This window comes from Klebsiella sp. BDA134-6 (genome assembly GCF_015601345.1).
Lineage (GTDB): Bacteria > Pseudomonadota > Gammaproteobacteria > Enterobacterales > Enterobacteriaceae > Klebsiella > Klebsiella grimontii.
Map to the genome: position 1 here is coordinate 5,817,435 of NZ_CP064784.1, position 25,587 is coordinate 5,843,021.

The window sequence follows — 25,587 nt, forward strand, 5'->3', positions numbered from 1 at the left end:
GGGCATCTGCGCATCAACGGCTTTGCTTGCCGCTACGGAAGATAAATTTCAGCGACTGAAACAGATACATTCCTGCGGAAAGCGACACGCAAAAATGTTGATTCAGGAATGCGTCTATAGTTAGAGGAACGCTTTAATAAAAATAAGGATATCCGTGATGACGAGAATGAAAATTGCGCTTTCGCTGGCCGTCTGTCTGGTGCTCCCCAGCGTGGCGACAGCCGCACCGCTCTCCGGGCTGAAGTTTGAACAGCAAAAGCAGCAGATAGTGAAAGATGTGAGGAAAAACTGCCCTGCCAGCAGCGCGCTGGACGATACGCAGTTTGCTAACCGCGTACTGGAATCAGCGGAAAATAAGACTGCCGTACAAAGCGCGACGCGGGCGCTGGATAAAAACAACAGCGCCGCTTACCAGAAGGCCATTAGCGGCATTACTTGCCCCATGCCCTAGCGCCGGTTGCGGGGGAGCGCCATCAACGGTTCGGAATGATCAAATCCCCGCGCAGCGGGCTGCTGCCGAGCATTTGCGTCTTCTCGGTCAGCCAGTTAACGATCTGGCTGGCCATCGCGTCCATTGAATATTCTATCGCCGGAATAGTCGGAATACCGGGCAGCTGTAACGAGCCCGCAAGGCTGAACACCATGACTTTTTCCGGCACCGCACGATTAAACGCCTGGAACTGCGGCACCACCAGTTGCGCCTGCTGCTCGTTGGCCACCAATAACGCATTAAAATTCAGGGTGGTTGCGTTGTTTACCAGCTCCTGCACCGCCACGGATGGCGAATGGCTGTCGAGAAAAACCAGGTTGCGATTGAACGGCAGAAAATTCTTTTCCAGCGCATGCTTATAGCCCAGCAGAACCTGGTCAGCAAAGCCGCTGGCCTGGGGATGGATTAGCGCAATCTGGCGCCGCCCCTGGCTTATCAGATAGTTGCAGGCCGTTTCCGCCGCGAAGGCGTGGTCAAACTGAATGCTATTCGTTCCGTCGCTTTCCAGGCAGTCAATCAGTACCACGTCGGGCCGGTCGATATTGAGCGGAAACCGCGCGCCGATGATTAACACATTATCGCAAAGGCCGCAGGTCAACTCTTCCAGCGAATGCAGCACTCTGTCGCGGCTGTTGGCAAAACGCAGCAGCAGATGCTTCTGGTGCTGGCTGAGCTGTTTTTCCAGCGCGTAGAGATAGCTGGTGGTTTGATTTATGTTGTCCTGGGCGCAAATGACGCCGATGCAGCCAGTGGTCTGACTCAGCAAAGATTGCGCTATCATATTCGGCCGGTAGTTAAGCTCTTCCGCCGCCTGCAGTACCGCCTGTCGGCTGGCTTCCTTTACGCCGCGCGAACCGCTCAACACCCGAGAGACTGTGGCTTTAGACACCCCAGCTAACCGCGATACATCGTTGATTGTAGACATTATTTTCCCCTGACAGGGCCAATCCGATCCCTGTAAATCCTTAAACCTGAATCGCTTCAATAATCACCAGCGGCAGTATATCCGTTTCCCTTTTTATTTGGAAACCGATTTTCCGTTTCATGGAAAATCGTAGCAAAAACCAGGAAAATTTGTGAGCAAAATCTAATTAACAGCCCCTTTGACTGACAGATCTTGATGATTATCACAGTTCTGTTTTTTATAAATGGAAACCGGTTTCCGTCTGATATCAAATCATCCACGCAATAACTTTTTACATTTTGAGGACGAATGTCGATGTACAAGATTATGCTGTGCTGCTCTGCCGGAATGTCCACCAGCCTGCTGGTCAGAAAGATGGTTGATGCCGCGAAGGAACGTAATCTGCCAGTGCAGATTGACGCCTACGGAGTTTCCGAATTTGACATGCAGTTTCCGCAATACCAGGTGGTGCTTCTTGGGCCACAGGTGAAATACATGCTGAAAAACTTATCTGAGAAAGCCGCTCCCCTGAATATTCCGGTCCAGGCGATTAACACCATGGATTACGGAATGCAGCGGGGAGATAACGTCCTGGATTATGCCCTGTCGCTGATTGCAGCGCATTAAGAGGTGTGCAAATGAGTTCTCTGTATCAGTCCATGATTGCCGTGATCGAGCAATCAATTACCCCGCTGGCAGGACGCCTTGGGCAGCAGAAATACGTTATCGCGATTCGCGATGGCTTCACTGCCGCATTGCCGTTTATGATCATCGGCTCATTCATGCTGGTATTTATCTTTCCACCTTTCTCCCCAGATACCACGAATGGTTTCGCCCGCGGCTGGCTGGATTTCTCCCAGCAATACCGTGAACAGCTGATGCTGCCGTTTAACCTCAGCATGGGCGTAATGACGTTTTTTATTTCGGTGGGAATCGGCGCCAGCCTCGGACGTCAGTTCCAGCTCGACCCGGTAATGTCCGGTCTGCTGGCGTTCATGGCCTTCTTACTGGTTGCCGCGCCGTACGCCGATGGCAAAATCTCCACCCAGTACCTCTCCGGTCAGGGCATTTTTACCGCTTTGATCACCGCCATCTACTCCACCCGCGTTTACGCCTGGTTAAAGCAGAACAATATTACGATTCGCCTGCCAAAAGAGGTGCCGACCGGCGTGGCCCGCTCGTTTGAAATTCTTATCCCGGTACTGGTGGTGATCGCGACCCTGCATCCGCTGAATCTGTTTATCGAAGCGCAGACCGGTATGATTCTACCGCAGGCGATTATGCACCTGCTGGAGCCCCTGGTTTCCGCCTCTGACTCCCTGCCGGCGATTCTGCTTTCCGTCCTGATGTGCCAGATTTTCTGGTTCGCCGGAATCCACGGTTCGCTGATCGTGACCGGTATTATGAACCCCTTCTGGATGGCCAACCTGTCGGCAAACCAGGCCGCGCTGGCGGCCGGTGCGGCCCTGCCGCATGTCTATCTGCAAGGTTTCTGGGATCACTATCTGCTCATAGGCGGCGTCGGTTCCACGCTTCCGCTGGCGTTCCTGCTGCTGCGTAGCCGCGTAACCCATCTGCGTACCATCGGTAAAATGGGCATTGTGCCAAGCTTCTTTAATATCAACGAACCGATCCTGTTCGGCGCGCCGATTATCATGAACCCGATGATGTTTATCCCGTTCGTCTTTGTCCCGATGATCAACGCCGTTCTGGCTTATGGCGCGACGCGTCTCGGCTGGCTCAGCCAGGTGGTTTCGCTGACGCCGTGGACGACGCCGGCGCCTATCGGCGCATCATGGGCTGCAAACTGGACGCTAAGCCCACTGGTCATGTGCCTGATTTGTATGGTGATGTCGGCGCTAATCTATCTGCCATTCCTGCGCGCCTATGAACGCTCGTTAATGAAAACTGAAGTTGAAAAAGCAAAAGCCGCGGTTCCGGTTGCCGAAACGGTCAGCCAATAATGAATCAATATATTTAATATTATATTTTAGATGACGGCATAAATAATGCGGAAAAGGGATTTTGCTGCATTATTTTAAATAATAAAGTTAATGACCTCAGGACCTATCATGATTGAATTAGAAGATGCGGTAATGGAAATTATCGTTAATGCGGGACAGTCACGCTCATTGTGTTTTGAAGCACTCCATTGCGCCCGCAACGGTAATATAGATGAAGCGCGCTTGCTTCTGAATGAAGCCGATGGCTACGCCCGCCGGGCGCATCAGATGCAGACCCAGCTTATCGAACAGGATGCCGGCGAAGCGCGCCAGCCGATGACGTTAATTATGGTCCATGCTCAGGATCACTTAATGAATTCGCTGCTCGCCCGTGAATTTTCGGAAGAGTTAATTCATTTATATCAGCGTTAATTTATATAAATATTTAACAACAGTACCTGGAATAAATACACCAGCTTATCCTGGCGGGATAGCTATTATCTGAATATATGAATTATTAAAAGCGAGATAATGATGAAAACTGTAAAAATGCTGCCATTAACCATGGCGGTCGTCGCCGCGCTGTGCCCAATTTCCGTATTCGCGCAAGAATTTACTCAAGAACAGATCGACGCCATTGTGGCGAAAGCCGTCGATAAAGCTCTGGCCGAGCGCCAGGCAAAAATCGACGCCGCCGCCGATAAAAAAGTGGACGTCATTACCAACCCGCAGACCACCGCGGCCACGCCGGATATGGCGATCCCCTTCGGCCTCAAGTTCAGCGGCTACGCCCGCTACGGCGCGCAGTTCCAGACCGGCGATCAGAAGTTTGTCGGCGTGGATGGCTCCTATAACGGCGCCTCGGCGATCGGTCGTTTAGGCAACGAAGGTAACGGCGGCGAATTCCAGATAACCAAAGCCTTTAAGAGCAATAAAGGCGCGATCTGGGATATCAACGTCATGTTTGACCACTGGAGCGATGAAGTTAACCTGAAAAAAGCCTACGTCGGCGTCACCAACGTGCTGGAATCTAACCCCAACGCTTATATCTGGGCAGGCCGCGACTTCCATCAGCGTCCGCAGCAGGGGATCAACGACTACTTCTGGATGAACCACGATGGCCAGGGCGCCGGGGTGAAAAACTTTGAGATCGGCGGCGTGCAGTTTGACGTGGCGGGGGTGTCGCAGGTGGAGTCCTGTAGCCCGGAAGTGATGGCCGATGAGGCCAACCCGTCGCGCATCACCTGTACCGGCGGCTCCGGTACCGGCGATAACGGCCACTACGCCCTGACCACCAAAACCCACAACATCAAGGCCGGGCCGATCGACGTTGAGGTATACGCCAACTACGGTTTTGATTCGAAAGCGGTGGACAGCGACGAGCGTCTCGACGCCTGGCAGGGCGGGCTGGTGCTGAGCCACACCAACGACAGCGGCGTCAATAAAGTGATCCTGCGCTACTCCGATAACTCGGATAACAGCGTCTACAACAAAACCGATGACCTGACCGCTATCTACGCCAGCTTTGAAGGGCTGCATAAATTTACCCGGCAGGCGCAGATCGAATATCTGCTGGCCTTCCACGACTATGACAACGGCAAGGACAACACCGATAACCGCAAAAACTACGGCGCCATCGTCCGTCCGATGTACTTCTGGAACGACGTGCACTCCACCTGGCTGGAAGCGGGCTACCAGCGCGTCGATTACGACCAGGGCGGCGATAACCACGGCTGGAAGCTGACGCTGTCGCAGAATATCGCCATCGGAATGGGGCCGGAGTTCCGTCCGATGCTGCGCTTCTACGTGACCGGCGGCCAGGTGGATAACAAGCGCACTGCGAAGGTCAACGGCACCAAAGACGAACAGCTGGATTCGCTGAACGTCGGCGGCATGTTTGAAGCGTGGTTCTAAGAGAGTGAAATCGCCCGGGGTCACGGTGTAAGAGCCTGACCCGGGTGCGCATTCCCGGAGGCGGCGCTGCGCGCCTGTCCGGGCGACCTAACCGCAGGCTGCGGTGAACCCGTAGCCCCATTACACCCGCACTTTCGTCGCCACCAGCAGGCCGGTAATCAGCATCAACGTACCGGAGAGGACCAGCGGCGAGAGCAAACCGAGGTGATCCAGCGCCACGCCGCCAACCGCTGCGCCGCAGGTGTTAGCCAACTGGATCACCGCCACCTGAATCGACCCGGCTTTTTCCGCCTGATCGGACAGGGAGCGGGTGATCCACGTTGACCAGCCTACCGGTATCAACGCGAAGGCAAAGCCCCAGATTACCGCCACCGTCGACGCCACGATTTTACTCTCTCCCCACAGCACCAGCACCGCGGCGCTGATAGCCAGCACTACTGGAGCAATCGCCAGCGCCGCTTTCACCGAGCGCTTGAGCAGCATTGAGGAGAGCGAGGTGCCGACAAAGCTGGCGATGCCGAAGCTGAGCAGTACCAGCGTCAAACCGTCGACGTCAAAGCCCGCCAGCGTCATATACACCGGGCGGATATAGGTAAAGAAAGCAAACTGGCCAGCGAAGGCCATAAAGATGGCGCACATCCCGGCCATCACGCCGGGCCGCTTCAGCAGGCCGAACATGTTTTGCTGCGCCGAGGTCGACTCGCCCGGCAGAGACGGCAGCGCCTTCAGCACCCAAATCGTACAGATCACGCCCATGACTGCCGCGCCGTTAAAGACGTTACGCCAGCCGATAATACCGCCAAGGAAGCTGCCCAGCGGCGCGGCGATCACCAGCGCTATCGATACCGCGCCGAAAATAACCGATAGCGCTTTGGGCACCACGCGCATCGGCACCAGCCGCATGGTGAGCGACGCCGACATCGCCCAAAAGCCGCCCAGCGCCAGACCAAGGCACGCGCGGCCCAGCAGCAATAACGAAAAGCTGTTGGCAAACGAGACCAACAGGCAGGAAAGGGTCAGCAGAACCGAAAACAGGATCACCACGTAGCGGCGATCGGTACTGCGGATAATTGAGGTGATAAACAGGCTGGCAAACATCGCCACGAACGCCGTAGTGGTAACCGACTGCCCGGCAACGCCTTCGGAGATGCCCAAATCCTGCGCCATCGGCGTGAGCAGGCTTACCGGCAGGAACTCAACGGTAATCAGGCAGGCAACGCAGAAGGCCACCGCAAAAACAGCCGACCAGTTGGGTCGCGCTGACTGATTAGCCTGGGGCGAAGTGGCATTCGAAGGGGTCATAAGTTACCTGCATGGTTGAACGACGGGGAAGCCGCGCAGTGTAACATTTTAAATGTGACGAATTTAACGTTTTGACAACTTTTCAGGCCTTGCAAAGCTCCTGCGTAGCTGCTCGCATAACCGGAAAATCACGTTCTCAGGTATTTCAGAACAGTAAGAGGAAGAAATAACATAGCACTTGGTGCTATATTTATGGTTACAGGATGTCAGCCAATGCGTGTTTTTAAAACGAAATGGTTTACCAGGGAAGCCCGGGCCCATGCGATTGATGATGGCGAACTCTGCAAAGCGATTGAAGCCACTCTCCTGGGAAAAGCAGATAACCTTGGTGGCGGCGTTTACAAAAAACGCCTCAATAAAAATCGCGATCGCGCAATTATTCTGGCAAAGGGCGCTGCGCATTGGTTTTACACATTTTTATACGCCAAACAGGATATCGCCAATATCGATAACCGAGAACTCGCGGCGTTCCGTGAGTTAGCCAGGCATTATTCCCTTCTCAGCGAGGAGAAAATGGCGGCATTGGTTAAGAGAAAAGAATTGGTGGAGATTTGTCATGACTGCAAAAACTAAATTCAAAAGCCCCGCCTTTGAAGCTATCCATAGCGCTGCAGCAGGTTTATACAGTGTTGATGCGATCGCGCAGGAGACAATGCGCAGCTTTGATGAAACATGCATCAGCCGCGTAAGCGATTTCCAACCTGGTGAAATTAAGGCTCTACGTGACCAACTCAACGTCAGTCAGCCGGTTTTTGCCCGCTATCTGAACACCAGCGTTTCCACGGTCCAAAAATGGGAAAGCGGGGCAAAACGCCCCGGTGGGCTGGCACTGAAATTACTCACCATCGTGCAAAAACATGGGTTAGAGGTACTGGCATGATGGCTTTGTTGCGATGACTTTTGCACCGGTGGCCTCGTCGGCGTGACGTTTAACGAAGCCAACAGTGCACCGGGAAGTGATATCAGTGCAGCCAGTGGACGCCATCCTCCGGCAAAAACAGCGCGTTATAGCGCTCCTGCAAAGCGTGCAGCTCACTCACTTCCGGCTCCAGCTCGCGAAGAAAACCTTGTGCCAGGCGGATTTGCGCTTCGGTAATCGGCGCCGCGAGGCGGGACTTTTTCATCAGCCGATACCAGTAGTGCAGGTTCTGCTCGCTGCCGTCGACGATAGCGACCTGCCAGACCAGCAGCACCTGCGCGGCATTTTGCAAATGCGCTTCATTCGGCCGCTCCAGGTAGCGCAGATACTCGTTGCCGGCGGTTTTTCCCAGCTGATCGATCATCGATTCCAGCGGTACCGGCGTAATGCCTAACCGTTCGCTCAGACGGCGAATCGCACGGCGTGAATCAGAGGTAAGCACCCGAAATCCCACAACAAATACCACTATCAGCGTGGCCAGTCCTAACCAGATCATGCATCCTCTCATTCAATCGCAGCCCCACTATCATAATGGGAAATTGCCCGCTGTCGACTGCCGGAAGTACCATAATGTGACTTATCGCGGCCCCGTATCGCTATCATCAAACCGCCCGGCAAGAGGCATAAAAAAGCCCGGCGCAGAGGCCGGGCAACGTAACTCACACCCAATGACTCAGGCAGTCTGCAAAGTTTGTGTCTTTTTCTGGCGGCGGATTTTACGTTCCTCAAAGACCGCGACGATGGCCATCAGGCAGATGCAGCCAATTGCCGCCGCATCCAGCGCCGCAAAGGTGCCCGCCCAGCCGGTGAGGCCGAAAATTGGCGTACCGTCGGCAATCATCCCGAGTCCCAGCTTGGCGAAGCTGTCGCCGATCAGATAGGCGAAGGTGCCCTTGATCCCGTCGGCAGCGCCAATCGCTTTTTTCGGCACGAAGCCTACCGCGGCGACGCCGATCAGCAGCTGCGGGCCAAACACCAGGAAACCCAGCGCAAACAGCGATGCGAGATAAACGTATTGATTGCTGGCATGCTGATAAACCCCTAGCGTGGCGATAATCAGCGCCAGCGCAACGCAGGCCACCAGCGCGCGGCGTCCGTTTGCCAGATCCGACAGCCATCCCCACAGCAGCGTGCCAACCAGCGCGCCCACTTCAAACAGGGTAAAGCCCTGAATCGCCACCTCTTTGGAGAGCTTCAGCTCCTGGAAAGCGTAAACGGTGGACCACTGATCGATGCCGATGCGTACCACGTACAGGAAGATGTTGGAGAAGCACAGCAGCCAGATAACTTTGTTCTTCAGCACGTATTCGACGAAGATCTGCCATTTGGTCATGGCATTCTCTTCCGTCTCTTTATCCTCTTCGCTGATCTCTTCGCCAAACAGCTCTTCGGCGTTACCGAGACCGTAGGATTCCGGGGAGTCGCTGCCGAAGCGCAGGCCGATAAAACCGACGATTAACGCAATAATCGACGGGAAGATAAACATCCCGATCACGTGGCCGTCAAACAGGTAGTTGGCGCCAAACAGCGCCACGCCCGCCGCGCCGGCGCCGCCGAGGTTGTGAGAGATATTCCAGAAGCCGAGGAAGGTGCCGCGCTTACGGCGAGGCGTCCACTTGGTAATGGTCGAATAGCTGCACGAGCCGCCGGTGCTCTGGAAGAAGCCGCTCAGAGCGTAGAAGGCGATCATCAGGAACAGGCTGGTCGACCCCGCGCCCATGCTGGCGCTGAAGCCGAGCATACAGATGGCCGAGAGAATCAGCATAAACGGCAGAAACTGCTTGGTGTTCTTACCGTCTGCGTAGTAGGAGACCAGCGTTTTCCCCACGCCGTAGGTGATAGAAAAGCCGAGGCCGATCATCCCCAGCTGCGTCATACTCAACCCGTAGGTAGAGATCATGTCGTTCTGCGCGATATTAAAGTTTTTGCGGATCAGATACATGGTCAGATAGCCGATGAAAACCACCAGATACGACTGCATGAACGGTTTGAACCACATTTTGCGCCGCGCTTCGAGCGGCAGGTCCAGGGTTGGCTTGCGCACCTGGTTTAAGAAGGCCAGCATGATTGGGTGACTCCTGAGCTGATTTAGTACCTGCGAATGGCAGGCATTGTAAAAATCAGCCGGGAGACTCGCCTGAGACAGCGTCCAGGCGAAACCGGGAAAATTTCTTAGTTTTACGCCATTCGGCGAAGAAAGGTGAAGTCGGTCACGCTTCTCGCGGCGCCTGGGCGTTTAAAAACGGCAGCAGCAGCAGGGCGGAAATACCGGCGGCAATGGCAATAACCACGAAAAATCCGCTCCAGTGCCAGATCTCCATCACCTGCGCCAGCGGCCAGCCGGAGAGCGATGCGCCAAGATAGGCAAACAGGCCAACAAAGCCGGTTGCCGCCCCAGCCGCCTCTTTGTGCGAGCACTCCGCCGCCGCCATGCCGATCAGCATCTGCGGGCCAAAAACGAAAAAGCCGGCGGTAAAGAAGCAGGCCGCCTGCATCACGTAGCTGGCGAACGGCATCAGCCACAGCCCGCCAACCGACAACAAAATCCCGGCGGCGAAAATCAGGTTCATCGGCCCGCGGTTGCCGTTGAAGAGCTTATCCGAGCCCCAGCCCGCCACCAGCGCGCCGATAAAACCGCCCACTTCGAACATGGTGACCGCCGAATTCGCCGTGACCAGATCGACGCCGAGCGTTTCCGACATGTACAGGTTGCCCCAATCGTTAATTGCCGCGCGCACCACGTATACCAACACGTAGCACAGCGAGAGCAGCCAGATATAGGGATTCAGCAGCACGTATTTGGTGAGGATCTCTTTGCGAGTCAGGCCAGCGCCCTCCTGCTGCTGAGCAATCTCCAGCTCATCGTGCCGCCAGTCGCCCACTGCGGGCAGGCCGACCGCCTGCGGCCGGTCGCGCAGCCGCCAGCAGAGAAACAGCCCGGCGAGGATCGCCAGCATCCCGGCAATCATCATCCCCGTTCGCCAGCCGTAGTGCAGCGCCGCCGCGCCAACCACCATCGGAATCAGCGCCCCGCCGACGTTATGCGCCGTGTTCCATAGCGCCCACCAGCCGCCGCGCTCGGTACGCGAATACCAGGCCGTCAGCAGGCGGGCGCATACCGGCGAACCCCATCCCTGGAAGAAGGCGTTCAGCGCCCACAGCAGCGCGAAGGCCCACAGGGAAGTGGAAAAGCCAAACAGAATATTCACCACGCCGGTAGCGACCAGGCCGATGCCCATAAAATAGCGGGCGTTAGAGCGATCGCTGACGATACCGGAGAAAAATTTCGATAGCCCATAGGTGATGTAGAACAGCGTCGCCAGCAGACCGATATCGCTGCGGGTCAAAACGTTGCTGGCGAGAATTTCCGGCACCGCGGCGTTAAAGCTTTTACGGGTGAAGTAAAACAGCGCATAGCCCAGCCAGATGGTCAGCAGAATATGCCGACGCCAGTAGCGGTAGCGCTCGTCCAGCGCCTGTTTGTCGGTAATCGGCGGAGCATCGGGCGGGGATTTTAAAAAGGCAAACATTATCGTTCCTCAGGCGTAACGCAGCGGCAGGCTGACGCAAACGCGAGTGCCGTGGGTGCAGGAGATGGTCAGGGTGCCGCCCAGGGCGGTGACGCGCTCGCGCATGCCGGTGAGGCCAAAGCCCTGCTGACCGGAGCCCGGCGGCAGGCCGCAGCCGTCGTCCTCGATCACCAGCATCAGCCGCTGCTCCTGCTGCCAGCCTTGCAGCGTGACGGCGCTGGCGCTGGCATGTTTGACGATATTATTCAGCCCCTCCTGGCAGACGCGGAACAGGGTGACGCGCTGGTTTTCGCTCAGCAGCGACTCATCGATACGCCACGCCAGATGGCTGACCATACCGCGATCCTCCAGCTCCATTTCGCGCATCAGCGAACGTACCGCCTGTTCAAGCGTCAGGTCGTCCAGCTGGCGTGGACGCAAGCGCCCCAGCAGACGGCGCACGGAATCGTAGACGCCGAGCGAGAGCTGCTCAATCAGCTGACCGCTCTGCCTGACGCTGGCGCTGTTGGGCGCCAGCCGCTGAACGATCCCCGCCTGGGTACGAATTGCGGTGATGGTCTGCCCGATATCATCGTGCAGCTCGCGGGCCACCTCGCGGCGCACGCTCTCCTCGGTTTCCAGCAGGCGCTCCGCCAGCCGCTGGTTACGCACCAGCTCCTTTTGCAGCGATTGATTCAGCTCGCGCAGCCGCTGTATTCCGGCGCCCAGCAGCAGGCCGGTCAAGCTTTGCGCCAGCAGCGAAAGCAGTAAATCCACCGGATGATCGTGCCAGGTCTGGCTGGCAATCAGCGCGATGGCGTTCATCAGGGTCGCGATCAGCGCCCCCTGCCAGCCGTAATGCCAGGCCAGAGCGATAATCGGCAGCGCCAGGCAGAAGGGCGTAAATCGTGAGAGCTCGGCGGGCAGCCCCAGTTGGAGCCAGAGGCTGACGCTGAACAGCAGCAGGTACCAGATAAGATGCCGCCCGCGCCAGTTCACCGGCTGCGAGACCAGCGATGGCCCCAGCGGCCGCCAGACGGTGCTGGTAAGGTAGTGCCAGATAACCAGACAGGTGGGCGCCAGCGTCAGGCCGCCGGTCAGAGTCAGCAGCAGCGCATTCAGCCCCTCTTTACCTTCCGCCAGCCAGGGTAGCGATTGCAGCAGCGCGGCGGCAATCAGCGCTGCGCCCTGGCGCAACAACGTCAGCCAGTCACGCTGATGACGATAGCGCGATATCAGCGCCACCGGCAGCAGAGTCAACAGGCTTCCAGTCATCAATATTATCGGGTGCGCCAGCGCCACTTCCTGCGCCAGCCAGAGGATCAGCAGCCACTCCGCGCCCAGCAGAACCGGCCAGTAGCCGCGCGGGCACTGCAGCATCAGGCCAAGCCGCAGGCCAAAGGGGAAAAGCAACACCGCAAGGTCGGGGCGCTCCACCAGGTGCAGGCTGATGCTCCACAGGCAAAACCACGCGGCGGAAAAGATAAAGCAACAGCCGACGACCGAGAGCAGCCGCGAGAAAAAGGCTTTCATTGCCAGCTATCGAACATGCGGCGCGCCAGCTCGACGTCGTTGCTGACGCCCAGCTTTTCGAGCAGGTTGGCGCGATGAACGTGGACGGTTTTCGGCGACAAGCCCAGCTCGGCGGCAATCTCTTTTACCGCCATCCCCTGCGCCAGCTTTTCCGCCACCTCGCGTTCGCGCCTGGTCAGCGGGTCCCGTCGTCCGGCCGCCAGCTTCATGGCGATATCCGGCGTCAGATAACAGCCGCCAGCCGCCACGGTGCGCACGGCAGCGATCAGCTCATCCGGGCTGCAGCGCTTAGAGAGAAAACCGCGCGCCCCTGCGTTCAGCGCCTGCTCCACCAGCGCCGGGCTGTCATGCACCGACAGCATGACGATCGCCATCCCTTTCGGCAGCTGGTTTAATAATTCAAGCCCGGAGATATCCGGCATCGAGATATCGCAGATGCAGACCTGCACGCCGCGACCGGGCAGCCCCGCCAGCGCCTCGCGCCCGGAACCGAATTCGGCGACGACCTGAAAATCGGCTTCCAGCCCCAGCAGTTGGGCAAAGCCGGATCGGACGATAAGGTGATCGTCAATAAGGGCGATTGTGGTCATGGCGATTCCTGGCGGGTTAAAAAACGCGCTTACCTTAACGATAAGCGCGCAGTGGTTCAAGCCTCGAGCGATTATTCGAACAACACCGCGATTTTGCTGAACAGGGTAGTAAGCAGTTACGCAATGGGCTGGACAGTCGGTAAGCCCTTTGACTGCAGACGAACAATTTAAAATTTTTGTCTTATTTGAGTAATCGCAGTGTAACGCTATAAATTATTCATGCCGAGAATGATTTATATATTATGACAGGCAGAATGCCATGCGGCCATTATGTACAGAGAGTAACCAGCGTGATATTGTCTCTTTGATATCAGCAAGGAAAAATATATGCAGCAACGGCCTCACTTAGCAAAGCAAACGATCGATGAGCACCAGCTCAATAAGCTAAATAAAACAACACAGAGCAAAACGGATAAGCTGTCGCATAGCGGTAAATTGGCTTATATCAATGATAACTACTGTGAGATTACGCGTAACTACACTTCATTTTATGGGATGAACATCCTGGGCGTGGTGCTTTTCTTACCTGTTGCTATTTTATGCTTTGGTGCTGTTTTATTTTTTTTCTATGATGCGATATTTAATTATGCGCGATATGTTGAAACCTGGCAGTCCAGAGCAGACGATCAACTTTTAATGCATTTCGCAGTTGTTATTATATTTTTTATGACTTTTGTTTTCGCAGCCGTCGTAAATTACTTTATCTTCGCCCCTCGTCACTATCCCGTTCGTTTTAATCGGAAAACAGGCAAGGTTTATGTTTACGATCACGTTATGTATAGTATTACTTATAAATTAACTTATACTTTCTGGTGGTATTACCCTTTTTATAAGAGAACAAGACCTGAATGCAAAGAGTATGACTGGAGTCAGATACAAGCCATCAGTATATATTCACGCAATAAGCACTCATCATACTCCACCATTCGCTGTATCGTTTATGACTCCAGTATTAGCACCACTATGATCGATGCCTTTAACCTGATATCGACCGACGCAGGTACGGACGCGCTATTAATGCCTAACTACAAGCTGTGGCTATGGATCTGTAACTATATGAGTTTCAACGATCGGTTATTAGACACATCCGTTAATACGCAAGTTGGCATTTATGGCCGCGAAGTAAAGTGGCCTGATGATATAGATAAAAAATCGAAAGCGTTCTCTTTAGATGAGTACAGAAGAATCTGCTCTGAATAAATCCAGAGCAGATTTTCTTCCCGGCAGGAATATGTCCAGCGGAAAAATTAGTTACTCAAAAAAGACCGCAATTTTGCTGAACATGGACGGGTCTGACTGGTTGCGTACCACCTTCTCAACGTCTTCCAGCTTTTCGATCTGGCTAATCATCTGCCCGAGGCGCTGATCGTCGTTGACCAGCAGCCAGATGCGGCTCTGGTTGCTGTCCTGAATCGGCAGACAAAGAATGCCTTCCACGTTGAAAGCGCGGCGGGCAAAAAGGCCGCAAACGTGGGTCATCACGCCAGGGTGGTTGCGCACGGTGAGCTGTAGAATAACGTTTTCATGAGTCGCTTGTTGCATGGCTTATTCCCCCACCATTTCAGTATTGGCCGCACCCGGCGGTACCATTGGATACACTTTTTCTTCGGCATCGATACGCACGTGGATCAGCGCCGGGCCTGGGCGGTCGATAATCGCCTGCAGCGCCGCCTGCGGGTCGGCTTCGTTATTTAAATTACAGGTTTGCAGACCAAAACCAGCGGCGATCTGCATAAAGTTGACCATGCCAGGATAGGTGGCGGCAAACACGCCCTGCTTATAGAACATGCTTTGCTGTTGATGCACCAGCCCCAGCGCTTCGTTATTCATCAAGATGATTTTCACATCCAGCTGATTTTCCGCCGCCGTCGCCATCTCCTGAATATTCATCATCAGGCTGCCGTCGCCGGAGAAGCAGATAACCTTGCGCTGCGGGTTCGCCAGCGCCGCACCCACCGCGGCAGGTAAGCCAAAACCCATCGTACCCAACCCGCCGGAGGTCAGCCACTGGCGCGGACGGTTCAGCGGATAAGCCTGAGCGGTCCACATCTGATGCTGGCCAACGTCGGTAGTGATGATCGCTTCATCATCCACGCAGGCGGCCACGGCGTTAATCAGGCCGTAATGGGAGAGCGGGTCTTTCTCCTGCGGAATGGTGCTGGGGAACTCGCGCTGCAAATCTGCCACCAGCTGCAGCCATGCGCTGCGCGGCTGCGCCTCGACCTGCGGGATCAGCTGCTCCAGCACTTCGCCAACGTCGCCCTGAATCGCCACGTGCGGCTGCTTGATTTTACCCAGCTCTGAGCGGTCGATATCAACGTGGATAATTTTCGCGTTCGGGCAGAACTGCTCGGTTTTACCAATCGCCCGGTCATCAAAACGAGCACCTAAAACAATCAGTAAATCAGCCTCTTGAAGAATAAAGTTGGTACTGCGCGCACCGTGCATCCCCAGCATGCCCAGCGACAGCGGGTGCGCTTTCGGCAGCATCCCCAACGCCATTAAGGTCAGGGTAGTCGGCAGATTAGCTTTCTCCGCCAGCTGGCGAATCTGCTCAGGAGCGTTGATGACCCCACCACCCAAATAGAGTACCGGACGCTGCGCCGCGTTAATCATTGCCGCCGCTTCGCGCACGCTGGCGCTATCGAATTCCGGGGCTGCCATGCGGGCGCCGGGTTCCGGCAGGGCGTCGAGCTCAATGGTCGCCGCCTGAACATCCTTAGGAATATCTATCCACACCGGCCCTGGTCGCCCGGACTGCGCGATGCGAAACGCGTCGCTTATCACCTGCGGCAGCTCAGCAATGTTGCGGACCAGATAGTTATGTTTGGTGATGGGGATAGAGATACCGTAGGTGTCGACTTCCTGGAAAGCGTCGGTGCCGATCATTGAGGCCGGAACCTGGCCGGTAATGCACACCAGCGGAATCGAATCCAGACGGGCGTCGGCGATAGCGGTGATCAAGTTAGTGGCTCCCGGGCCGCTACAGGCCATACACACGGCGGGTTTGCCTTCGGTACGCGCCATGCCCTGGGCGATGAATCCCGCCCCCTGCTCGTGACGCGCCAGAATATGGCGGATCTGCGTGCTTTGGCTTAACGCATCGTAAATGGGAAGGATGGAGCCGCCCGGAATGCCGCTGACCGTGGTGATCCCCTGACGCTCCAGTAAATGAACGACTAACTGCGCGCCAGTGAAGCGCATTTTTTCTGATGTTGTGCCCGAACTTGCCATGCTCCAGTCCTTTTATTCTGAGCCGACTTACCGAGGGGCATGAAACGAAAAACCCCGCTCGGTTTGCGCCGGCGGGGTTTGGAATTCGTGTTGTTCCGGACCCTACGGCGCGTTGCCGACGACGACCACCACAGACACGACGACCACCGCGGCAGGCGCGGTTAGTAGTAGGGTCGAAGTCAGCGTGGTAGCGTTCATTAGGGACCTGTTGTCTCAAAAAAGGGAATGAATTTATACAAACACAGCTTTTGTCATTTCACAATGGATTTATTTTCAACCAGGGAAAACTGCGCGGAAGATCACATTAATTTGCGGAGGAGAGATGAAAAACAAAAACCCCGCCGCGGCGAGGTTTTTTGCTCGGTGTTTTTACGGTTGGTAGCCGCAAGCACACTGTATTACGTCAACGAAAAAAGTATACGCGATCGGCGAAGAAGGCGCAATTTTCACGACGGTTTTTGCTGATGTAGAGTATGGATCGCGTAGGCAAATTTGTCCAAAAAATACTGTTCATACATACAGTATTCATTCTATACTGAGGGGGTACGCAGGGTGAATCTGGGGCCGCACTTTTACCGGCGCAAAAAAAAGTCCTGGCTGAAACGGGTGGTGCCGTCAGCGCCTTAACCCCAGAAGAGCACACTGTGTTACGTCAACAAATACCCCGAATTATTGAGTCCGCCACCGGCAGGTGGCGTCTGAATATGACGGGTATACCCTGGCTGGCAACAGGCGGCGGAAAGGTACGCCAGCCGGTTGTGCTCCTGAACCAGAGGAGACGCGTATGGGCGGAGTGGATATCGTTGTTCTCATCCTGAAACTCATGGTTGCCGTGTTGCAACTACTTGATGCAGTCCTGAAACAGTTCCGCTGATTCAGGTTCAAGTCGCACCTGGGAGGGGCGGGAAACCGCCCCTCTACAGGCTAACCTGACGGAGAAAATTATGGCCCCCTTGTTGATTGCCGCCATCACCCCGGACGAACCCGGTTTTTCGGCGTTGCGCGCCGAAAGCCTGGCGCAAAATCTGAATATGCTTGGCCGCCTGGCTGAGAACTGGCAGAGTGGGAAAAACCGCTTTGACGCACCGGGAGAAAAGCTGCTGGGGGCCTTTGCGCATGGGCAGCTGGTCGGCGTTTGCGGACTGAATATCGACCCTTTTAGCCAGCAGGTGCGGGCCGGGCGAATCCGCCATTTATACATCGGTGAAAGCCACCGTCGACAGGGGATCGGGCATCAGCTGCTGGTCTCGGTTATCACCCACTCCGGCGCCAGCTTTGATTTTCTCAACACCCATGCGCCGTCAACTGCCTGGTCGTTTTATGAAAATCTGGGGTTTCGCCCGGTGCATGATGAACCGCGGGTCACCCATCGCCTGTTTTGTTCGCTCTAGCCGCAGCTGGCTGACGACAAGCGCGCATGTTACAGTCCAGTGACGATTTTTTCCTCAGCGCCAGGCCGTAATGACCATTACCGTATTCTCTATTTTGCTGTTTGCCGCCCTGCTTCACGCCAGCTGGAACGCTATCGTAAAAGCCAGCGGTGATAAACTGTACGCGGCGGTCGGCGTTAGCGGCTCAGCGTCGCTCATCGCGCTGGTTATGCTCCCCTTTTCCCCCCAGCCGACGCTGGCCAGCGTGCCGTTTCTTGCCGTCTCCTGCGCGCTGCAGGTGGTGTATACGGTGCTGGTGGCAAAAACCTATCAGGTCTCGGATATGAGCCAGACCTATCCGCTGATGCGCGGGACCGCGCCGCTACTGGTGGCGATAATCAGCGTCATCTTCCTTGGCGACCATCTCTCCCCGCTGGCATGGCTGGGCATCGGCGTCATCTGCCTGGCGATTCTGGCGATGGCTTTTAACGGCCGCGCCAGTTCAAGCCAGGGTATCGTACTGGCGCTAATCAACGCCTGCTTCATTGCCGGCTACACGCTGGTTGACGGGACCGGGGTACGGCTTTCAGAAACCGCGCTGGGCTATACCCTGTGGACCTTTTTTATGAACGGCTTCTGCCTGCTGGGCTGGGCGATGATTGCCCGACGCCCGCAGGCCAGTCGCTATCTGCGCCAGCACTGGAAGAAAGGCATGGTGGGTGGCGTCGGCACCATGGGCTCCTATGGTCTGGCGCTGTGGGCAATGACTCAGGCGCCGCTGGCTGTGGTTGCCGCCCTGCGCGAAACTTCGATTCTTTTCGGCGCGGTTATCGCGTTTATCCTGTTGAAAGAGAAAATGGTTCCATTGCGTATCGTTGCCGCCTGCGGTATCGCCGCTGGGGCGATTTTGCTGCGGCTGTCTTAATCTATACCCTAAATAATTCGAGTTGCAGGACAAAACGGTTAACCGTTTTGAACAGCGCTTGCGCTGGCCCCGTAAGGGGCGAGGCCTTAGGCCGAGTAATCCGCAGCCAACGCATCTGCAACTTGAAGTATGACGGGTATATACATGGCAACATTAGTTGCCGATTGTTGTTTACAAAACCTGCCTGAAAATCCTCCCACAATCACCGTCACGTGGTTGTCCTGTCATTATTATGTGGTAGATTCCTCCATCGTTTTGCGGATGTGCCAGTCACATATTCTCTATACTCAACTTTATACAAAGTATTCATCGACATGAAACGCCATAAGAACTTCAATTTGTTGTTGATGCTGGTACTGCTGGTGGCCGTAGGCCAGATGGCGCAGACCATTTATATTCCGGCGATTGCCGATATGGCGGTATCGCTAAACGTTCGCGAAGGCGCGGTGCAGAGCGTGATGGCCGCTTATCTACTGACCTACGGCGTCTCACAGCTTTTCTACGGCCCGCTCTCCGATCGCGTTGGCCGCCGCCCGGTGATTCTCGTTGGGATGTCTATTTTTATGCTGGCGACGCTGGTTGCCATCACCACCCATAGCCTGCCGGTGCTGATTGCCGCCAGTGCGATGCAGGGAATGGGCACCGGCGTCGGCGGCGTCATGGCGCGCACCCTGCCGCGCGATTTGTATGAAGGCGCGCAACTCAGGCATGCCAATAGTCTGCTGAATATGGGGATTCTGGTCAGCCCGCTGCTAGCTCCGCTGATTGGCGGTATTCTCGATACTCTATGGAACTGGCGGGCCTGCTTCGTGTTCCTGCTGGTGCTTTGCGCCGGCGTCACCCTCAGCATGGCGCGCTGGATGCCGGAAACCCGGCCCACCGGCGCGCCGCGTACCCGGCTCATTACCAACTATAAAACGCTGTTCAGTACCGGCGCGTTCAACTGCTATCTATTGATGCTGATCGGCGGCCTGGCGGGCATTGCCGTATTCGAAGCCTGTTCCGGCGTGCTGATGGGCGCAGTGCTGGGTCTGAGCAGCATGTCGGTCAGCATTCTGTTTATTCTACCGATCCCGGCGGCGTTCTTCGGCGCCTGGTTTGCCGGACGGCCGAACAAACGCTTTCCGACGCTGATGTGGCAATCGGTGATTTGCTGCCTGCTGGCGGGCGTGCTGATGTGGATCCCTGGCCTGCTTGGCGTGATGACCGTCTGGACCCTACTGGCTCCTGCCGCGCTGTTCTTTTTTGGCGCCGGGATGCTGTTCCCGCTGGCGACCAGCGGCGCGATGGAGCCCTTCCCGTTCCTCGCCGGCACCGCCGGGGCACTGGTGGGTGGGCTGCAGAATATCGGTTCCGGCGTGCTGGCGTGGCTGTCGGCGATGATGCCGCAAACAGGACAGGGTAGTCTTGGCCTGCTGATGATGCTGATGGGGTTACTGATTCTGCTGTGCTGGCTGCCGCTGGCGTCGCGCTTTCATCAACACCAGCAGCCGGTTTAAGGCTTCATTGCGGGTTCCCCGGGTCGTGACGCGGCGCGTCTTACCCGGGCTACAAAATGACGGACGCCGATGAACCCGTAGCCCGGCTAAGCGCAGCGCAAGCCGGGATGAAACTAAGCCGGTCATCATAATTGTGCCTGACTCTGCAGCCAGTTGATAAAGGCATCGATTTTCGGCCATTGACGACCCGGCAGGGTCGTTACGTAATAGTGCTGATGGCACTTCAGGGTCATCTCGCCGAACGGCGCGATCAGCTCGCCGCTCTCCAGGCGCTTTTGCACCAGCCGCTTACGCCCCATCGCCACGCCGACGTGGTTCATCGCCGCAATGACCGCCAAATCCGAACGATCGAAGCCAATTCCTGACGATTGCGGCAAATCGATGCTAAATTTCTGCGCCCAACTGAACCACTCGTCGGTACCGGAATCGTTGCTCCAGGCCTGACGATCGTGCAGCAGCGTGCAGTGACGAAGGTTGCCGGGATTCTGCCGCAGATGATGCTGGCGCGCGTATTCCGCCGTGCAAACCGGCACGATAGCCTCATCCATCAAAAAATGATGGCTAAGCTGTGAGGAAGGCGCGTCATCAAAGTAGATCGCCAGGTCGATGCCCGCACGCTGCATGTTGACGTTATCGTTGCCGGTCAGCACGGTAAGCGAGATCGAGGGATAGCGGCGGGTAAAATCGCCGAGCGCGGGCACCAGCCAGCACTGGGCGATGGACGGACGCGAATAGACCGTTAACGTTCCCGACAGCTCCTGGTTTTTAATATCCAGAATCTCCTGGTTCAGGCTGTCCAGCGAGGACTTCAGCGCCCAGAACACCCGTTTGCCCTCATGCGTCAGCTCCACCTTGCGGTGCGAGCGCACAAACAGCTGGATCCCCAGCTCTTCTTCAAGCTGATTGATACGGTGGCTCACCGCGCTAGGCGTCAGCGATAGTTCCTCCGCCGCCAGGGCGAACGACTCATGGCGGGCGGCGACTTCAAAAGTATACAGCTTCGAAAGCTGCCAGCCGTTGAGTAGCCTGTTACCCAGATCTTTTAGCGTCTCCATCACCTACTCCTTTAATTTTCCCCGCCGAGTGTAAGAAAATTATCGCCCTGCTAACCGCTTAAAGATGAAAAAAAGTGATTCATAGCACAATAAACATGCAATATTAGAGCGAAATCACCTTTTTGATTCAATCTGATTCACCTGAAGAGCCGTTTATATCGTTTGTCAGCGCGTGCCGTTTTTCTGTTCAATACCCGTAGATTATTCACAGGCGAGGTGGGGTATGGAATCTCAGATCTGGGTTGTGAGCACGCTACTGATTAGCATCGTGTTGATTGTGTTAACTATCGTCAAACTAAAGTTTCACCCGTTTCTGGCGCTACTGCTGGCCAGCTTTTTCGTCGGCGCCATGATGGGAATGAGCCCGCTGGATATGGTTAACGCCATAGAGAGCGGGATTGGCGGTACGCTGGGCTTCCTGGCGGCGGTGATTGGGCTGGGGACGATTCTCGGCAAAATGATGGAGGTCTCCGGCGCAGCGGAACGTATTGGCCTGACGCTCCAGCGCTGCCGCTGGCTGTCCGCCGACGTTATTATGGTGCTGGTGGGCCTGATTTGCGGGATCACCCTATTCGTTGAAGTGGGCGTGGTGCTGCTGATCCCGCTGGCGTTTTCCATTGCCAAGAAGACCAACACGTCGCTGCTCAAGCTGGCCATTCCGCTGTGTACGGCGCTGATGGCGGTGCACTGCGTGGTGCCGCCGCATCCGGCGGCGCTGTTTGTCGCGAACAAGCTGGGCGCGGATATCGGGACGGTGATCGTATACGGTCTGCTGGTGGGCCTGCTGGCTTCGCTGGTCGGCGGCCCGCTGTTCCTACGGCTGCTCGGCAACCGCCTGCCGTTTAAAGCGGTTCCGGCTGAATTTGCCAATCTCGAAGTGCGCAAAGAAGAGACCCTGCCGTCGCTTGGCGCAACCCTGTTTACGGTGCTGCTGCCGATCGGCCTGATGCTGGTCAAAACCATCGCCGAACTGAATATGACCAAAGGCGGCACGCTGTATATGCTGCTGGAGTTTATCGGCAACCCGATCACCGCCATGTTTATCGCCGTTTTCGTGGCCTACTACGTGCTGGGTATCCGCCAGGATATGGGGATGAGTACCCTGCTGACGCATACGGAAAACTGCTTCGGTTCAATTGCCAACATTCTGCTGATTATCGGCGCTGGCGGGGCCTTCAACGCCATCCTGAAAACCAGCGGCCTGGCCGATACGCTGGCGGTGATTCTGTCGAACCTCGATATGCACCCGATTCTGCTGGCCTGGCTGGTGGCGCTGATTCTGCACGCCGCGGTCGGTTCCGCCACCGTCGCCATGATGGGCGCAACCGCCATCGTCGCGCCGATGCTGCCGCTCTATCCCGGCGTGAGCCCGGAAATCATCGCTATCGCCATCGGCTCCGGCGCGATTGGCTGCACTATCGTAACGGATTCCCTGTTCTGGCTGGTTAAACAGTACTGCGGCGCAAGCCTCAACGAGACGTTCAAATACTATACCACCGCGACCTTTATCGCTTCGCTGCTTGCACTGGCCGGTACATTCCTGCTTTCTTTCATCATCTGAGCGCAAAGAGACGTAATATGAAAAACGCTGACATGACCACTTTACTCGCGCAGTTTCCTCTCCTGGAGGAGCTGATAACCCTGAAAGAAACCACCTGGTTTAACCCGTCAACGACGTCGCTGGCGGAAGGGTTACCCTATGTTGGCCTGACGACAGAAGACGTTCAGGACGCCCATGCCCGGCTCGATCGCTTTGCGCCTTATCTGGCGGAGGCCTTTCCGGAAACCGCCGCCACCGGCGGCATTATCGAGTCTGAGCTGGTGGCTATTCCGGCAATGAAGGCCCGGTTGGAAAAAACTTTTAGCCAGCCAATTAGCGGCGATCTGCTGCTGAAAAAAGACAGCCATCTGCCGATTTCGGGTTCGATCAAAGCTCGCGGCGGCATTTATGAGGTGCTTACCCACGCGGAGAAACTGGCGATAGGCGCGGGATTGTTAAACACTGCCGACGACTACCGTAAGCTGCTGACGCCCGAGTTCAGGGGGTTCTTTAGCCAGTACAGCATCGCCGTCGGCTCCACCGGCAATCTGGGGATGTCGATTGGCATAATGAGCGCGCGCATCGGCTTCAAAGTAACGGTCCATATGTCCGCCGACGCCCGGGCGTGGAAAAAAGCCAAACTGCGCAGCCATGGCGTAACGGTGGTGGAGTACGAAGAGGATTACGGCGTGGCGGTTGAGCAGGGGCGCAAAGCCGCCGAATCTGACCCAAACTGCTTCTTTATCGATGATGAGAACTCGCGCACCCTGTTCCTCGGTTATTCCGTGGCCGGCGAGCGGCTAAAGGCGCAGTTTGCCCGGGAAGGGCGCGTGGTAGACGCCGCTCATCCGCTGTTTGTTTATCTGCCGTGCGGCGTGGGCGGCGGCCCCGGCGGGGTGGCGTTTGGCCTGAAGCTGGCGTTTGGCGACCACGTCCACTGCCTCTTCGCCGAGCCGACCCACTCCCCTTGCATGCTGCTGGGGGTCTATACCGGCCTGCATGACCAGATTTCAGTTCAGGATCTGGGGATCGATAATCTGACCGCCGCCGACGGTCTGGCGGTAGGCCGCGCTTCCGGTTTCGTGGGTCGGGCAATGGAGCGCCTGCTGGATGGGTTCTACTCTCTCGATGACCAGACTATGTACGATATGCTGGGTTGGTTAGCCGAAGAAGAAGGTATTCGCCTCGAGCCATCCGCCCTGGCCGGTATGGCCGGGCCGCAGCGGGTCTGCGCCAGCGAGGCATATCAGCTGATGCACGGCTTCACCGCGGAGCAGATGCAGAATGCGACCCATCTGGTGTGGGCGACCGGCGGCGGCATGGTGCCGGAAGAGGAGATGGCGCAGTATCTGGCAAAAGGGCGGTAAACTTTAAGACAGGTAAACGCAATGGCGACGAAGATCCTCTCGTCGCCATTTTTTTAGCGCAGCAGATGCATGAGCTCAACCGGCGAGCGGTGCTGGTTGAGTAAATCGCGCAGGACGCGCATATAGGGGGCGCTCCAGCTATAAAACTGCCGGTATCCCTCGCATAGCGCATTGGAGCCATCCTCCAGTCGCAGCTGCGGGCAGCCGCCACCGCATAATCTTAGCCAGGCGCAGCCGGCGCAGGCCGGCCCAGGCGGATTATTCTCATAACATACTGCCTCACCGCGCCAGGCGCGCAGCGTTGCCTCAAACAGCGGCACGACGATGCGATTAGCGTCTTCTTTGATCCAAATAGCGAACACCGCGCAGAGAAAATCCCCCCACAGGCGGGCGTCGGAAGGTTGCAAATGGGGAATGAACTTGATAGCCGCTGCCCCCTGAGCGCTCAGCTGATGATAGACATGCTCGGGGCGTTCACACTCCTGACGATGGATAATCACTTCCCATACCGGGATATCGCTCGCCAGAGACTGGCAGTTACCGCAGTGCCGATCGTCACTGTAATCGGCCTGACATCCTGTCATATCAGATCCTTAATAAACAAAATCACCTGTCGTATATGGGTTACAGCAAACAACAATGACAGGGAAAGTACTGCGAATGCGATCAAAAATTTGTCACGAACCGCCTGCCGCTGGACAAAATCACTATGCTCAACATCCATCACATTGCGGCTGCGGGTATAGCGCCAGAGGATGACAGCGACAAACGGCAATATGCACAGCGAAATCCAGAACGGAAGCCCTGCCTGATGCCAGTGGTGCTTAATCGCCAGCGCCAGCAGCGCGCCATAGCCTAAAAGAGTGCGAAACCAGGCCAGCGACGTGCGCTCCGGTTGCAGGCCCGGGTCGTTCTCGCGGCGCGCCCGGCGATTATCCGGCATAGAGCACCAGCGCCATGACCACCACGATAACGATAGTCAGCAGAATACTGATCAGCAGCAGGGTGCGGGTATAGGGAAGATCCTGTTTAAGCCGCATCGCCTTTTCGTTGCTCAGCCAGCGTATATAACCGTAAATCGCCAGGCCGCCGGCAAACAGGCACAGCAGCAGAGCAAGAATTTCGCGGATCAGCGGCGTCGCGAAATCCGGCGCCAGCTGGTCCAGGCCGACGCCGCCAGCTAAAAAGCCAAGCGAAGTGCGGATCCACGCCAGAAAGGTACGTTCATTCGCCAGCGAGAAGCGGTAATCCGGCGCTTCGCCAAGGCGGGATATTTTCATCATAACTCCTTGATGGGTTGCCGATTGCGTAAAATACCGGCGATTCTACCTGAGAGCCAATGCGGAAGGCATCAATAATCGCCCCGTTGCAGAAAAAGTTCAGGCCTGATAACCATTTAGCGTCAGGTTATCAGGCTGATGATTGGCGGCTATATCGTTCAGAGTGATGGCCCAGTGCGTCCGCCTTTCTACCGGGCAATGCCTGACGAGCGC

Annotated in this window: 28 protein-coding genes; 14 read left to right on the top strand and 14 right to left on the bottom strand. The window is 56.2% G+C overall.

Going from position 1 to position 25,587, the window contains the following annotated elements; genetic code table 11:
* The first annotated feature begins 157 nt into the window (after positions 1-157).
* Positions 158-451 (top strand): YicS family protein, encoded by a 294-nt coding sequence (locus tag IYV58_RS27005; protein WP_004126821.1) that lies wholly within the window; start codon positions 158-160, stop codon positions 449-451.
* A gap of 22 nt (positions 452-473) precedes the next feature.
* Here the strand turns inward: IYV58_RS27005 and IYV58_RS27010 are convergent, their stop codons facing one another.
* Positions 474-1,415 carry a LacI family DNA-binding transcriptional regulator gene (locus IYV58_RS27010; RefSeq protein ID WP_195729349.1) on the bottom strand — a complete coding sequence of 314 codons (942 nt, stop codon included), beginning with the start codon at positions 1,413-1,415 and terminating at the stop codon, positions 474-476.
* A gap of 294 nt (positions 1,416-1,709) precedes the next feature.
* Between IYV58_RS27010 and IYV58_RS27015 the strand changes: the two genes are divergently transcribed.
* From IYV58_RS27015 to IYV58_RS27030, 4 genes are all read left to right on the top strand, one after another.
* Entirely contained in the window at positions 1,710-2,021 is a 312-nt protein-coding gene (locus IYV58_RS27015; protein ID WP_004126827.1) for a PTS sugar transporter subunit IIB, read from the top strand.
* 11 nt (positions 2,022-2,032) lie between these two features.
* Positions 2,033-3,358: a PTS cellobiose transporter subunit IIC gene (locus IYV58_RS27020; protein ID WP_004126829.1), complete on the top strand. Its 1,326-nt coding sequence runs from the start codon at positions 2,033-2,035 to the stop codon at positions 3,356-3,358.
* A gap of 108 nt (positions 3,359-3,466) precedes the next feature.
* Positions 3,467-3,769 carry a PTS lactose/cellobiose transporter subunit IIA gene (locus IYV58_RS27025; protein WP_004126831.1) on the top strand — a complete coding sequence of 101 codons (303 nt, stop codon included), beginning with the start codon at positions 3,467-3,469 and terminating at the stop codon, positions 3,767-3,769.
* A 102-nt stretch (positions 3,770-3,871) separates the two neighbouring features.
* Positions 3,872-5,251: a carbohydrate porin gene (locus IYV58_RS27030; RefSeq protein WP_142471540.1), complete on the top strand. Its 1,380-nt coding sequence runs from the start codon at positions 3,872-3,874 to the stop codon at positions 5,249-5,251.
* 120 nt (positions 5,252-5,371) lie between these two features.
* Here the strand turns inward: IYV58_RS27030 and nepI are convergent, their stop codons facing one another.
* Positions 5,372-6,553 carry a purine ribonucleoside efflux pump NepI gene (gene nepI, locus IYV58_RS27035; protein WP_004126834.1) on the bottom strand — a complete coding sequence of 394 codons (1,182 nt, stop codon included), beginning with the start codon at positions 6,551-6,553 and terminating at the stop codon, positions 5,372-5,374.
* 213 nt (positions 6,554-6,766) lie between these two features.
* Between nepI and IYV58_RS27040 the strand changes: the two genes are divergently transcribed.
* On the top strand, positions 6,767-7,126 hold the full coding sequence (locus tag IYV58_RS27040; protein WP_004126836.1) for a type II toxin-antitoxin system RelE/ParE family toxin: 360 nt from the start codon (positions 6,767-6,769) through the stop codon (positions 7,124-7,126).
* Positions 7,110-7,433: a helix-turn-helix domain-containing protein gene (locus tag IYV58_RS27045; RefSeq protein ID WP_004126838.1), complete on the top strand. Its 324-nt coding sequence runs from the start codon at positions 7,110-7,112 to the stop codon at positions 7,431-7,433. The genes IYV58_RS27040 and IYV58_RS27045 overlap by 17 nt, the downstream gene beginning before the upstream one ends.
* Before the next feature lie 82 nt (positions 7,434-7,515).
* On the opposite strand, the gene IYV58_RS27050 is transcribed toward IYV58_RS27045, so the two are convergent.
* The 5 genes from IYV58_RS27050 to uhpA all read right to left on the bottom strand — a co-directional run bounded on the left by IYV58_RS27050 (position 7,516) and on the right by uhpA (position 13,104).
* Positions 7,516-7,968 (bottom strand): DUF1198 domain-containing protein, encoded by a 453-nt coding sequence (locus IYV58_RS27050; RefSeq protein WP_004126841.1) that lies wholly within the window; start codon positions 7,966-7,968, stop codon positions 7,516-7,518.
* Positions 7,969-8,145: 177 nt separating this feature from the next.
* Positions 8,146-9,537, bottom strand: coding sequence for a hexose-6-phosphate:phosphate antiporter (gene uhpT / locus IYV58_RS27055; protein ID WP_004126843.1), 1,392 nt, complete (start codon positions 9,535-9,537; stop codon positions 8,146-8,148).
* Between the two features lie 145 nt (positions 9,538-9,682).
* On the bottom strand, positions 9,683-11,002 hold the full coding sequence (locus IYV58_RS27060; RefSeq protein ID WP_004126845.1) for an MFS transporter: 1,320 nt from the start codon (positions 11,000-11,002) through the stop codon (positions 9,683-9,685).
* A gap of 9 nt (positions 11,003-11,011) precedes the next feature.
* Positions 11,012-12,493, bottom strand: a complete 1,482-nt coding sequence (uhpB, locus tag IYV58_RS27065; protein ID WP_162626104.1) for a signal transduction histidine-protein kinase/phosphatase UhpB — start codon at positions 12,491-12,493, stop codon at positions 11,012-11,014.
* A gap of 17 nt (positions 12,494-12,510) precedes the next feature.
* Complete coding sequence (gene uhpA, locus IYV58_RS27070; RefSeq protein WP_004126848.1) at positions 12,511-13,104, bottom strand: transcriptional regulator UhpA; 594 nt, start codon at positions 13,102-13,104, stop codon at positions 12,511-12,513.
* Between the two features lie 327 nt (positions 13,105-13,431).
* Between uhpA and IYV58_RS27075 the strand changes: the two genes are divergently transcribed.
* Positions 13,432-14,304, top strand: coding sequence for a DUF6708 domain-containing protein (locus tag IYV58_RS27075; protein WP_049113099.1), 873 nt, complete (start codon positions 13,432-13,434; stop codon positions 14,302-14,304).
* Positions 14,305-14,355: 51 nt separating this feature from the next.
* Here the strand turns inward: IYV58_RS27075 and ilvN are convergent, their stop codons facing one another.
* From ilvN to ivbL, 3 genes are all read right to left on the bottom strand, one after another.
* A complete protein-coding gene (ilvN, locus tag IYV58_RS27080) occupies positions 14,356-14,646 on the bottom strand; it encodes an acetolactate synthase small subunit (protein ID WP_004107116.1) in 291 nt (96 codons plus the stop codon).
* A 3-nt stretch (positions 14,647-14,649) separates the two neighbouring features.
* On the bottom strand, positions 14,650-16,338 hold the full coding sequence (gene ilvB, locus IYV58_RS27085) for an acetolactate synthase large subunit (protein WP_087828617.1): 1,689 nt from the start codon (positions 16,336-16,338) through the stop codon (positions 14,650-14,652).
* 102 nt (positions 16,339-16,440) lie between these two features.
* Positions 16,441-16,536, bottom strand: coding sequence for an ilvB operon leader peptide IvbL (ivbL, locus tag IYV58_RS27090; RefSeq protein WP_004107123.1), 96 nt, complete (start codon positions 16,534-16,536; stop codon positions 16,441-16,443).
* 586 nt (positions 16,537-17,122) lie between these two features.
* Between ivbL and tisB the strand changes: the two genes are divergently transcribed.
* The 4 genes from tisB (at position 17,123) to emrD (ending at position 20,132) form a co-directional block, all read left to right on the top strand.
* Positions 17,123-17,212 carry a type I toxin-antitoxin system toxin TisB gene (tisB, locus tag IYV58_RS27095; RefSeq protein WP_004107126.1) on the top strand — a complete coding sequence of 30 codons (90 nt, stop codon included), beginning with the start codon at positions 17,123-17,125 and terminating at the stop codon, positions 17,210-17,212.
* Positions 17,213-17,282: 70 nt separating this feature from the next.
* Entirely contained in the window at positions 17,283-17,729 is a 447-nt protein-coding gene (locus tag IYV58_RS27100) for a GNAT family N-acetyltransferase (RefSeq protein ID WP_087828618.1), read from the top strand.
* Between the two features lie 70 nt (positions 17,730-17,799).
* Positions 17,800-18,633 (top strand): DMT family transporter, encoded by an 834-nt coding sequence (locus tag IYV58_RS27105; protein ID WP_004126860.1) that lies wholly within the window; start codon positions 17,800-17,802, stop codon positions 18,631-18,633.
* Between the two features lie 314 nt (positions 18,634-18,947).
* Positions 18,948-20,132: a multidrug efflux MFS transporter EmrD gene (emrD, locus tag IYV58_RS27110; protein WP_004126863.1), complete on the top strand. Its 1,185-nt coding sequence runs from the start codon at positions 18,948-18,950 to the stop codon at positions 20,130-20,132.
* 125 nt (positions 20,133-20,257) lie between these two features.
* Here emrD and dsdC read toward each other — a convergent pair whose 3' ends face one another.
* Positions 20,258-21,187, bottom strand: coding sequence for a DNA-binding transcriptional regulator DsdC (gene dsdC, locus IYV58_RS27115; RefSeq protein ID WP_004126866.1), 930 nt, complete (start codon positions 21,185-21,187; stop codon positions 20,258-20,260).
* Positions 21,188-21,410: 223 nt separating this feature from the next.
* Between dsdC and dsdX the strand changes: the two genes are divergently transcribed.
* Complete coding sequence (gene dsdX / locus IYV58_RS27120) at positions 21,411-22,748, top strand: D-serine transporter DsdX (protein ID WP_004126868.1); 1,338 nt, start codon at positions 21,411-21,413, stop codon at positions 22,746-22,748.
* A gap of 17 nt (positions 22,749-22,765) precedes the next feature.
* Positions 22,766-24,094, top strand: coding sequence for a D-serine ammonia-lyase (gene dsdA, locus IYV58_RS27125; RefSeq protein WP_087828620.1), 1,329 nt, complete (start codon positions 22,766-22,768; stop codon positions 24,092-24,094).
* Between the two features lie 53 nt (positions 24,095-24,147).
* Here the strand turns inward: dsdA and IYV58_RS27130 are convergent, their stop codons facing one another.
* From IYV58_RS27130 to IYV58_RS27140, 3 genes are read right to left on the bottom strand one after another with little or no spacing between them, the layout of a single operon-like run.
* The gene (locus IYV58_RS27130; RefSeq protein WP_049115575.1) at positions 24,148-24,678 is read right to left on the bottom strand and encodes a radical SAM protein; all 531 of its coding nucleotides are present in this window, start codon (positions 24,676-24,678) and stop codon (positions 24,148-24,150) included.
* Positions 24,675-25,037 (bottom strand): DUF202 domain-containing protein, encoded by a 363-nt coding sequence (locus tag IYV58_RS27135; RefSeq protein ID WP_004126877.1) that lies wholly within the window; start codon positions 25,035-25,037, stop codon positions 24,675-24,677. The genes IYV58_RS27130 and IYV58_RS27135 overlap by 4 nt, the downstream gene beginning before the upstream one ends.
* Positions 25,027-25,374, bottom strand: a complete 348-nt coding sequence (locus IYV58_RS27140; protein WP_004126880.1) for a YidH family protein — start codon at positions 25,372-25,374, stop codon at positions 25,027-25,029. Before IYV58_RS27140 ends, IYV58_RS27135 begins: the two co-directional genes overlap by 11 nt.
* Positions 25,375-25,587 lie beyond the last annotated feature (213 nt).

Bases quoted from the DNA above. Each gene is read 5' to 3' on its own strand.
- IYV58_RS27005 (WP_004126821.1), top strand. From the start codon at position 158: ATGACGAGAATGAAAATTGCGCTTTCGCTGGCCGTCTGTCTGGTGCTC.
- IYV58_RS27010 (WP_195729349.1), bottom strand. From the start codon at position 1,415: ATGTCTACAATCAACGATGTATCGCGGTTAGCTGGGGTGTCTAAAGCC.
- IYV58_RS27015 (WP_004126827.1), top strand. From the start codon at position 1,710: ATGTACAAGATTATGCTGTGCTGCTCTGCCGGAATGTCCACCAGCCTG.
- IYV58_RS27020 (WP_004126829.1), top strand. From the start codon at position 2,033: ATGAGTTCTCTGTATCAGTCCATGATTGCCGTGATCGAGCAATCAATT.
- IYV58_RS27025 (WP_004126831.1), top strand. From the start codon at position 3,467: ATGATTGAATTAGAAGATGCGGTAATGGAAATTATCGTTAATGCGGGA.
- IYV58_RS27030 (WP_142471540.1), top strand. From the start codon at position 3,872: ATGAAAACTGTAAAAATGCTGCCATTAACCATGGCGGTCGTCGCCGCG.
- nepI (WP_004126834.1), bottom strand. From the start codon at position 6,553: ATGACCCCTTCGAATGCCACTTCGCCCCAGGCTAATCAGTCAGCGCGA.
- IYV58_RS27040 (WP_004126836.1), top strand. From the start codon at position 6,767: ATGCGTGTTTTTAAAACGAAATGGTTTACCAGGGAAGCCCGGGCCCAT.
- IYV58_RS27045 (WP_004126838.1), top strand. From the start codon at position 7,110: ATGACTGCAAAAACTAAATTCAAAAGCCCCGCCTTTGAAGCTATCCAT.
- IYV58_RS27050 (WP_004126841.1), bottom strand. From the start codon at position 7,968: ATGATCTGGTTAGGACTGGCCACGCTGATAGTGGTATTTGTTGTGGGA.
- uhpT (WP_004126843.1), bottom strand. From the start codon at position 9,537: ATGCTGGCCTTCTTAAACCAGGTGCGCAAGCCAACCCTGGACCTGCCG.
- IYV58_RS27060 (WP_004126845.1), bottom strand. From the start codon at position 11,002: ATGTTTGCCTTTTTAAAATCCCCGCCCGATGCTCCGCCGATTACCGAC.
- uhpA (WP_004126848.1), bottom strand. From the start codon at position 13,104: ATGACCACAATCGCCCTTATTGACGATCACCTTATCGTCCGATCCGGC.
- IYV58_RS27075 (WP_049113099.1), top strand. From the start codon at position 13,432: ATGCAGCAACGGCCTCACTTAGCAAAGCAAACGATCGATGAGCACCAG.
- ilvN (WP_004107116.1), bottom strand. From the start codon at position 14,646: ATGCAACAAGCGACTCATGAAAACGTTATTCTACAGCTCACCGTGCGC.
- ilvB (WP_087828617.1), bottom strand. From the start codon at position 16,338: ATGGCAAGTTCGGGCACAACATCAGAAAAAATGCGCTTCACTGGCGCG.
- ivbL (WP_004107123.1), bottom strand. From the start codon at position 16,536: ATGAACGCTACCACGCTGACTTCGACCCTACTACTAACCGCGCCTGCC.
- tisB (WP_004107126.1), top strand. From the start codon at position 17,123: ATGGGCGGAGTGGATATCGTTGTTCTCATCCTGAAACTCATGGTTGCC.
- IYV58_RS27100 (WP_087828618.1), top strand. From the start codon at position 17,283: ATGGCCCCCTTGTTGATTGCCGCCATCACCCCGGACGAACCCGGTTTT.
- IYV58_RS27105 (WP_004126860.1), top strand. From the start codon at position 17,800: ATGACCATTACCGTATTCTCTATTTTGCTGTTTGCCGCCCTGCTTCAC.
- emrD (WP_004126863.1), top strand. From the start codon at position 18,948: ATGAAACGCCATAAGAACTTCAATTTGTTGTTGATGCTGGTACTGCTG.
- dsdC (WP_004126866.1), bottom strand. From the start codon at position 21,187: ATGGAGACGCTAAAAGATCTGGGTAACAGGCTACTCAACGGCTGGCAG.
- dsdX (WP_004126868.1), top strand. From the start codon at position 21,411: ATGGAATCTCAGATCTGGGTTGTGAGCACGCTACTGATTAGCATCGTG.
- dsdA (WP_087828620.1), top strand. From the start codon at position 22,766: ATGAAAAACGCTGACATGACCACTTTACTCGCGCAGTTTCCTCTCCTG.
- IYV58_RS27130 (WP_049115575.1), bottom strand. From the start codon at position 24,678: ATGACAGGATGTCAGGCCGATTACAGTGACGATCGGCACTGCGGTAAC.
- IYV58_RS27135 (WP_004126877.1), bottom strand. From the start codon at position 25,037: ATGCCGGATAATCGCCGGGCGCGCCGCGAGAACGACCCGGGCCTGCAA.
- IYV58_RS27140 (WP_004126880.1), bottom strand. From the start codon at position 25,374: ATGAAAATATCCCGCCTTGGCGAAGCGCCGGATTACCGCTTCTCGCTG.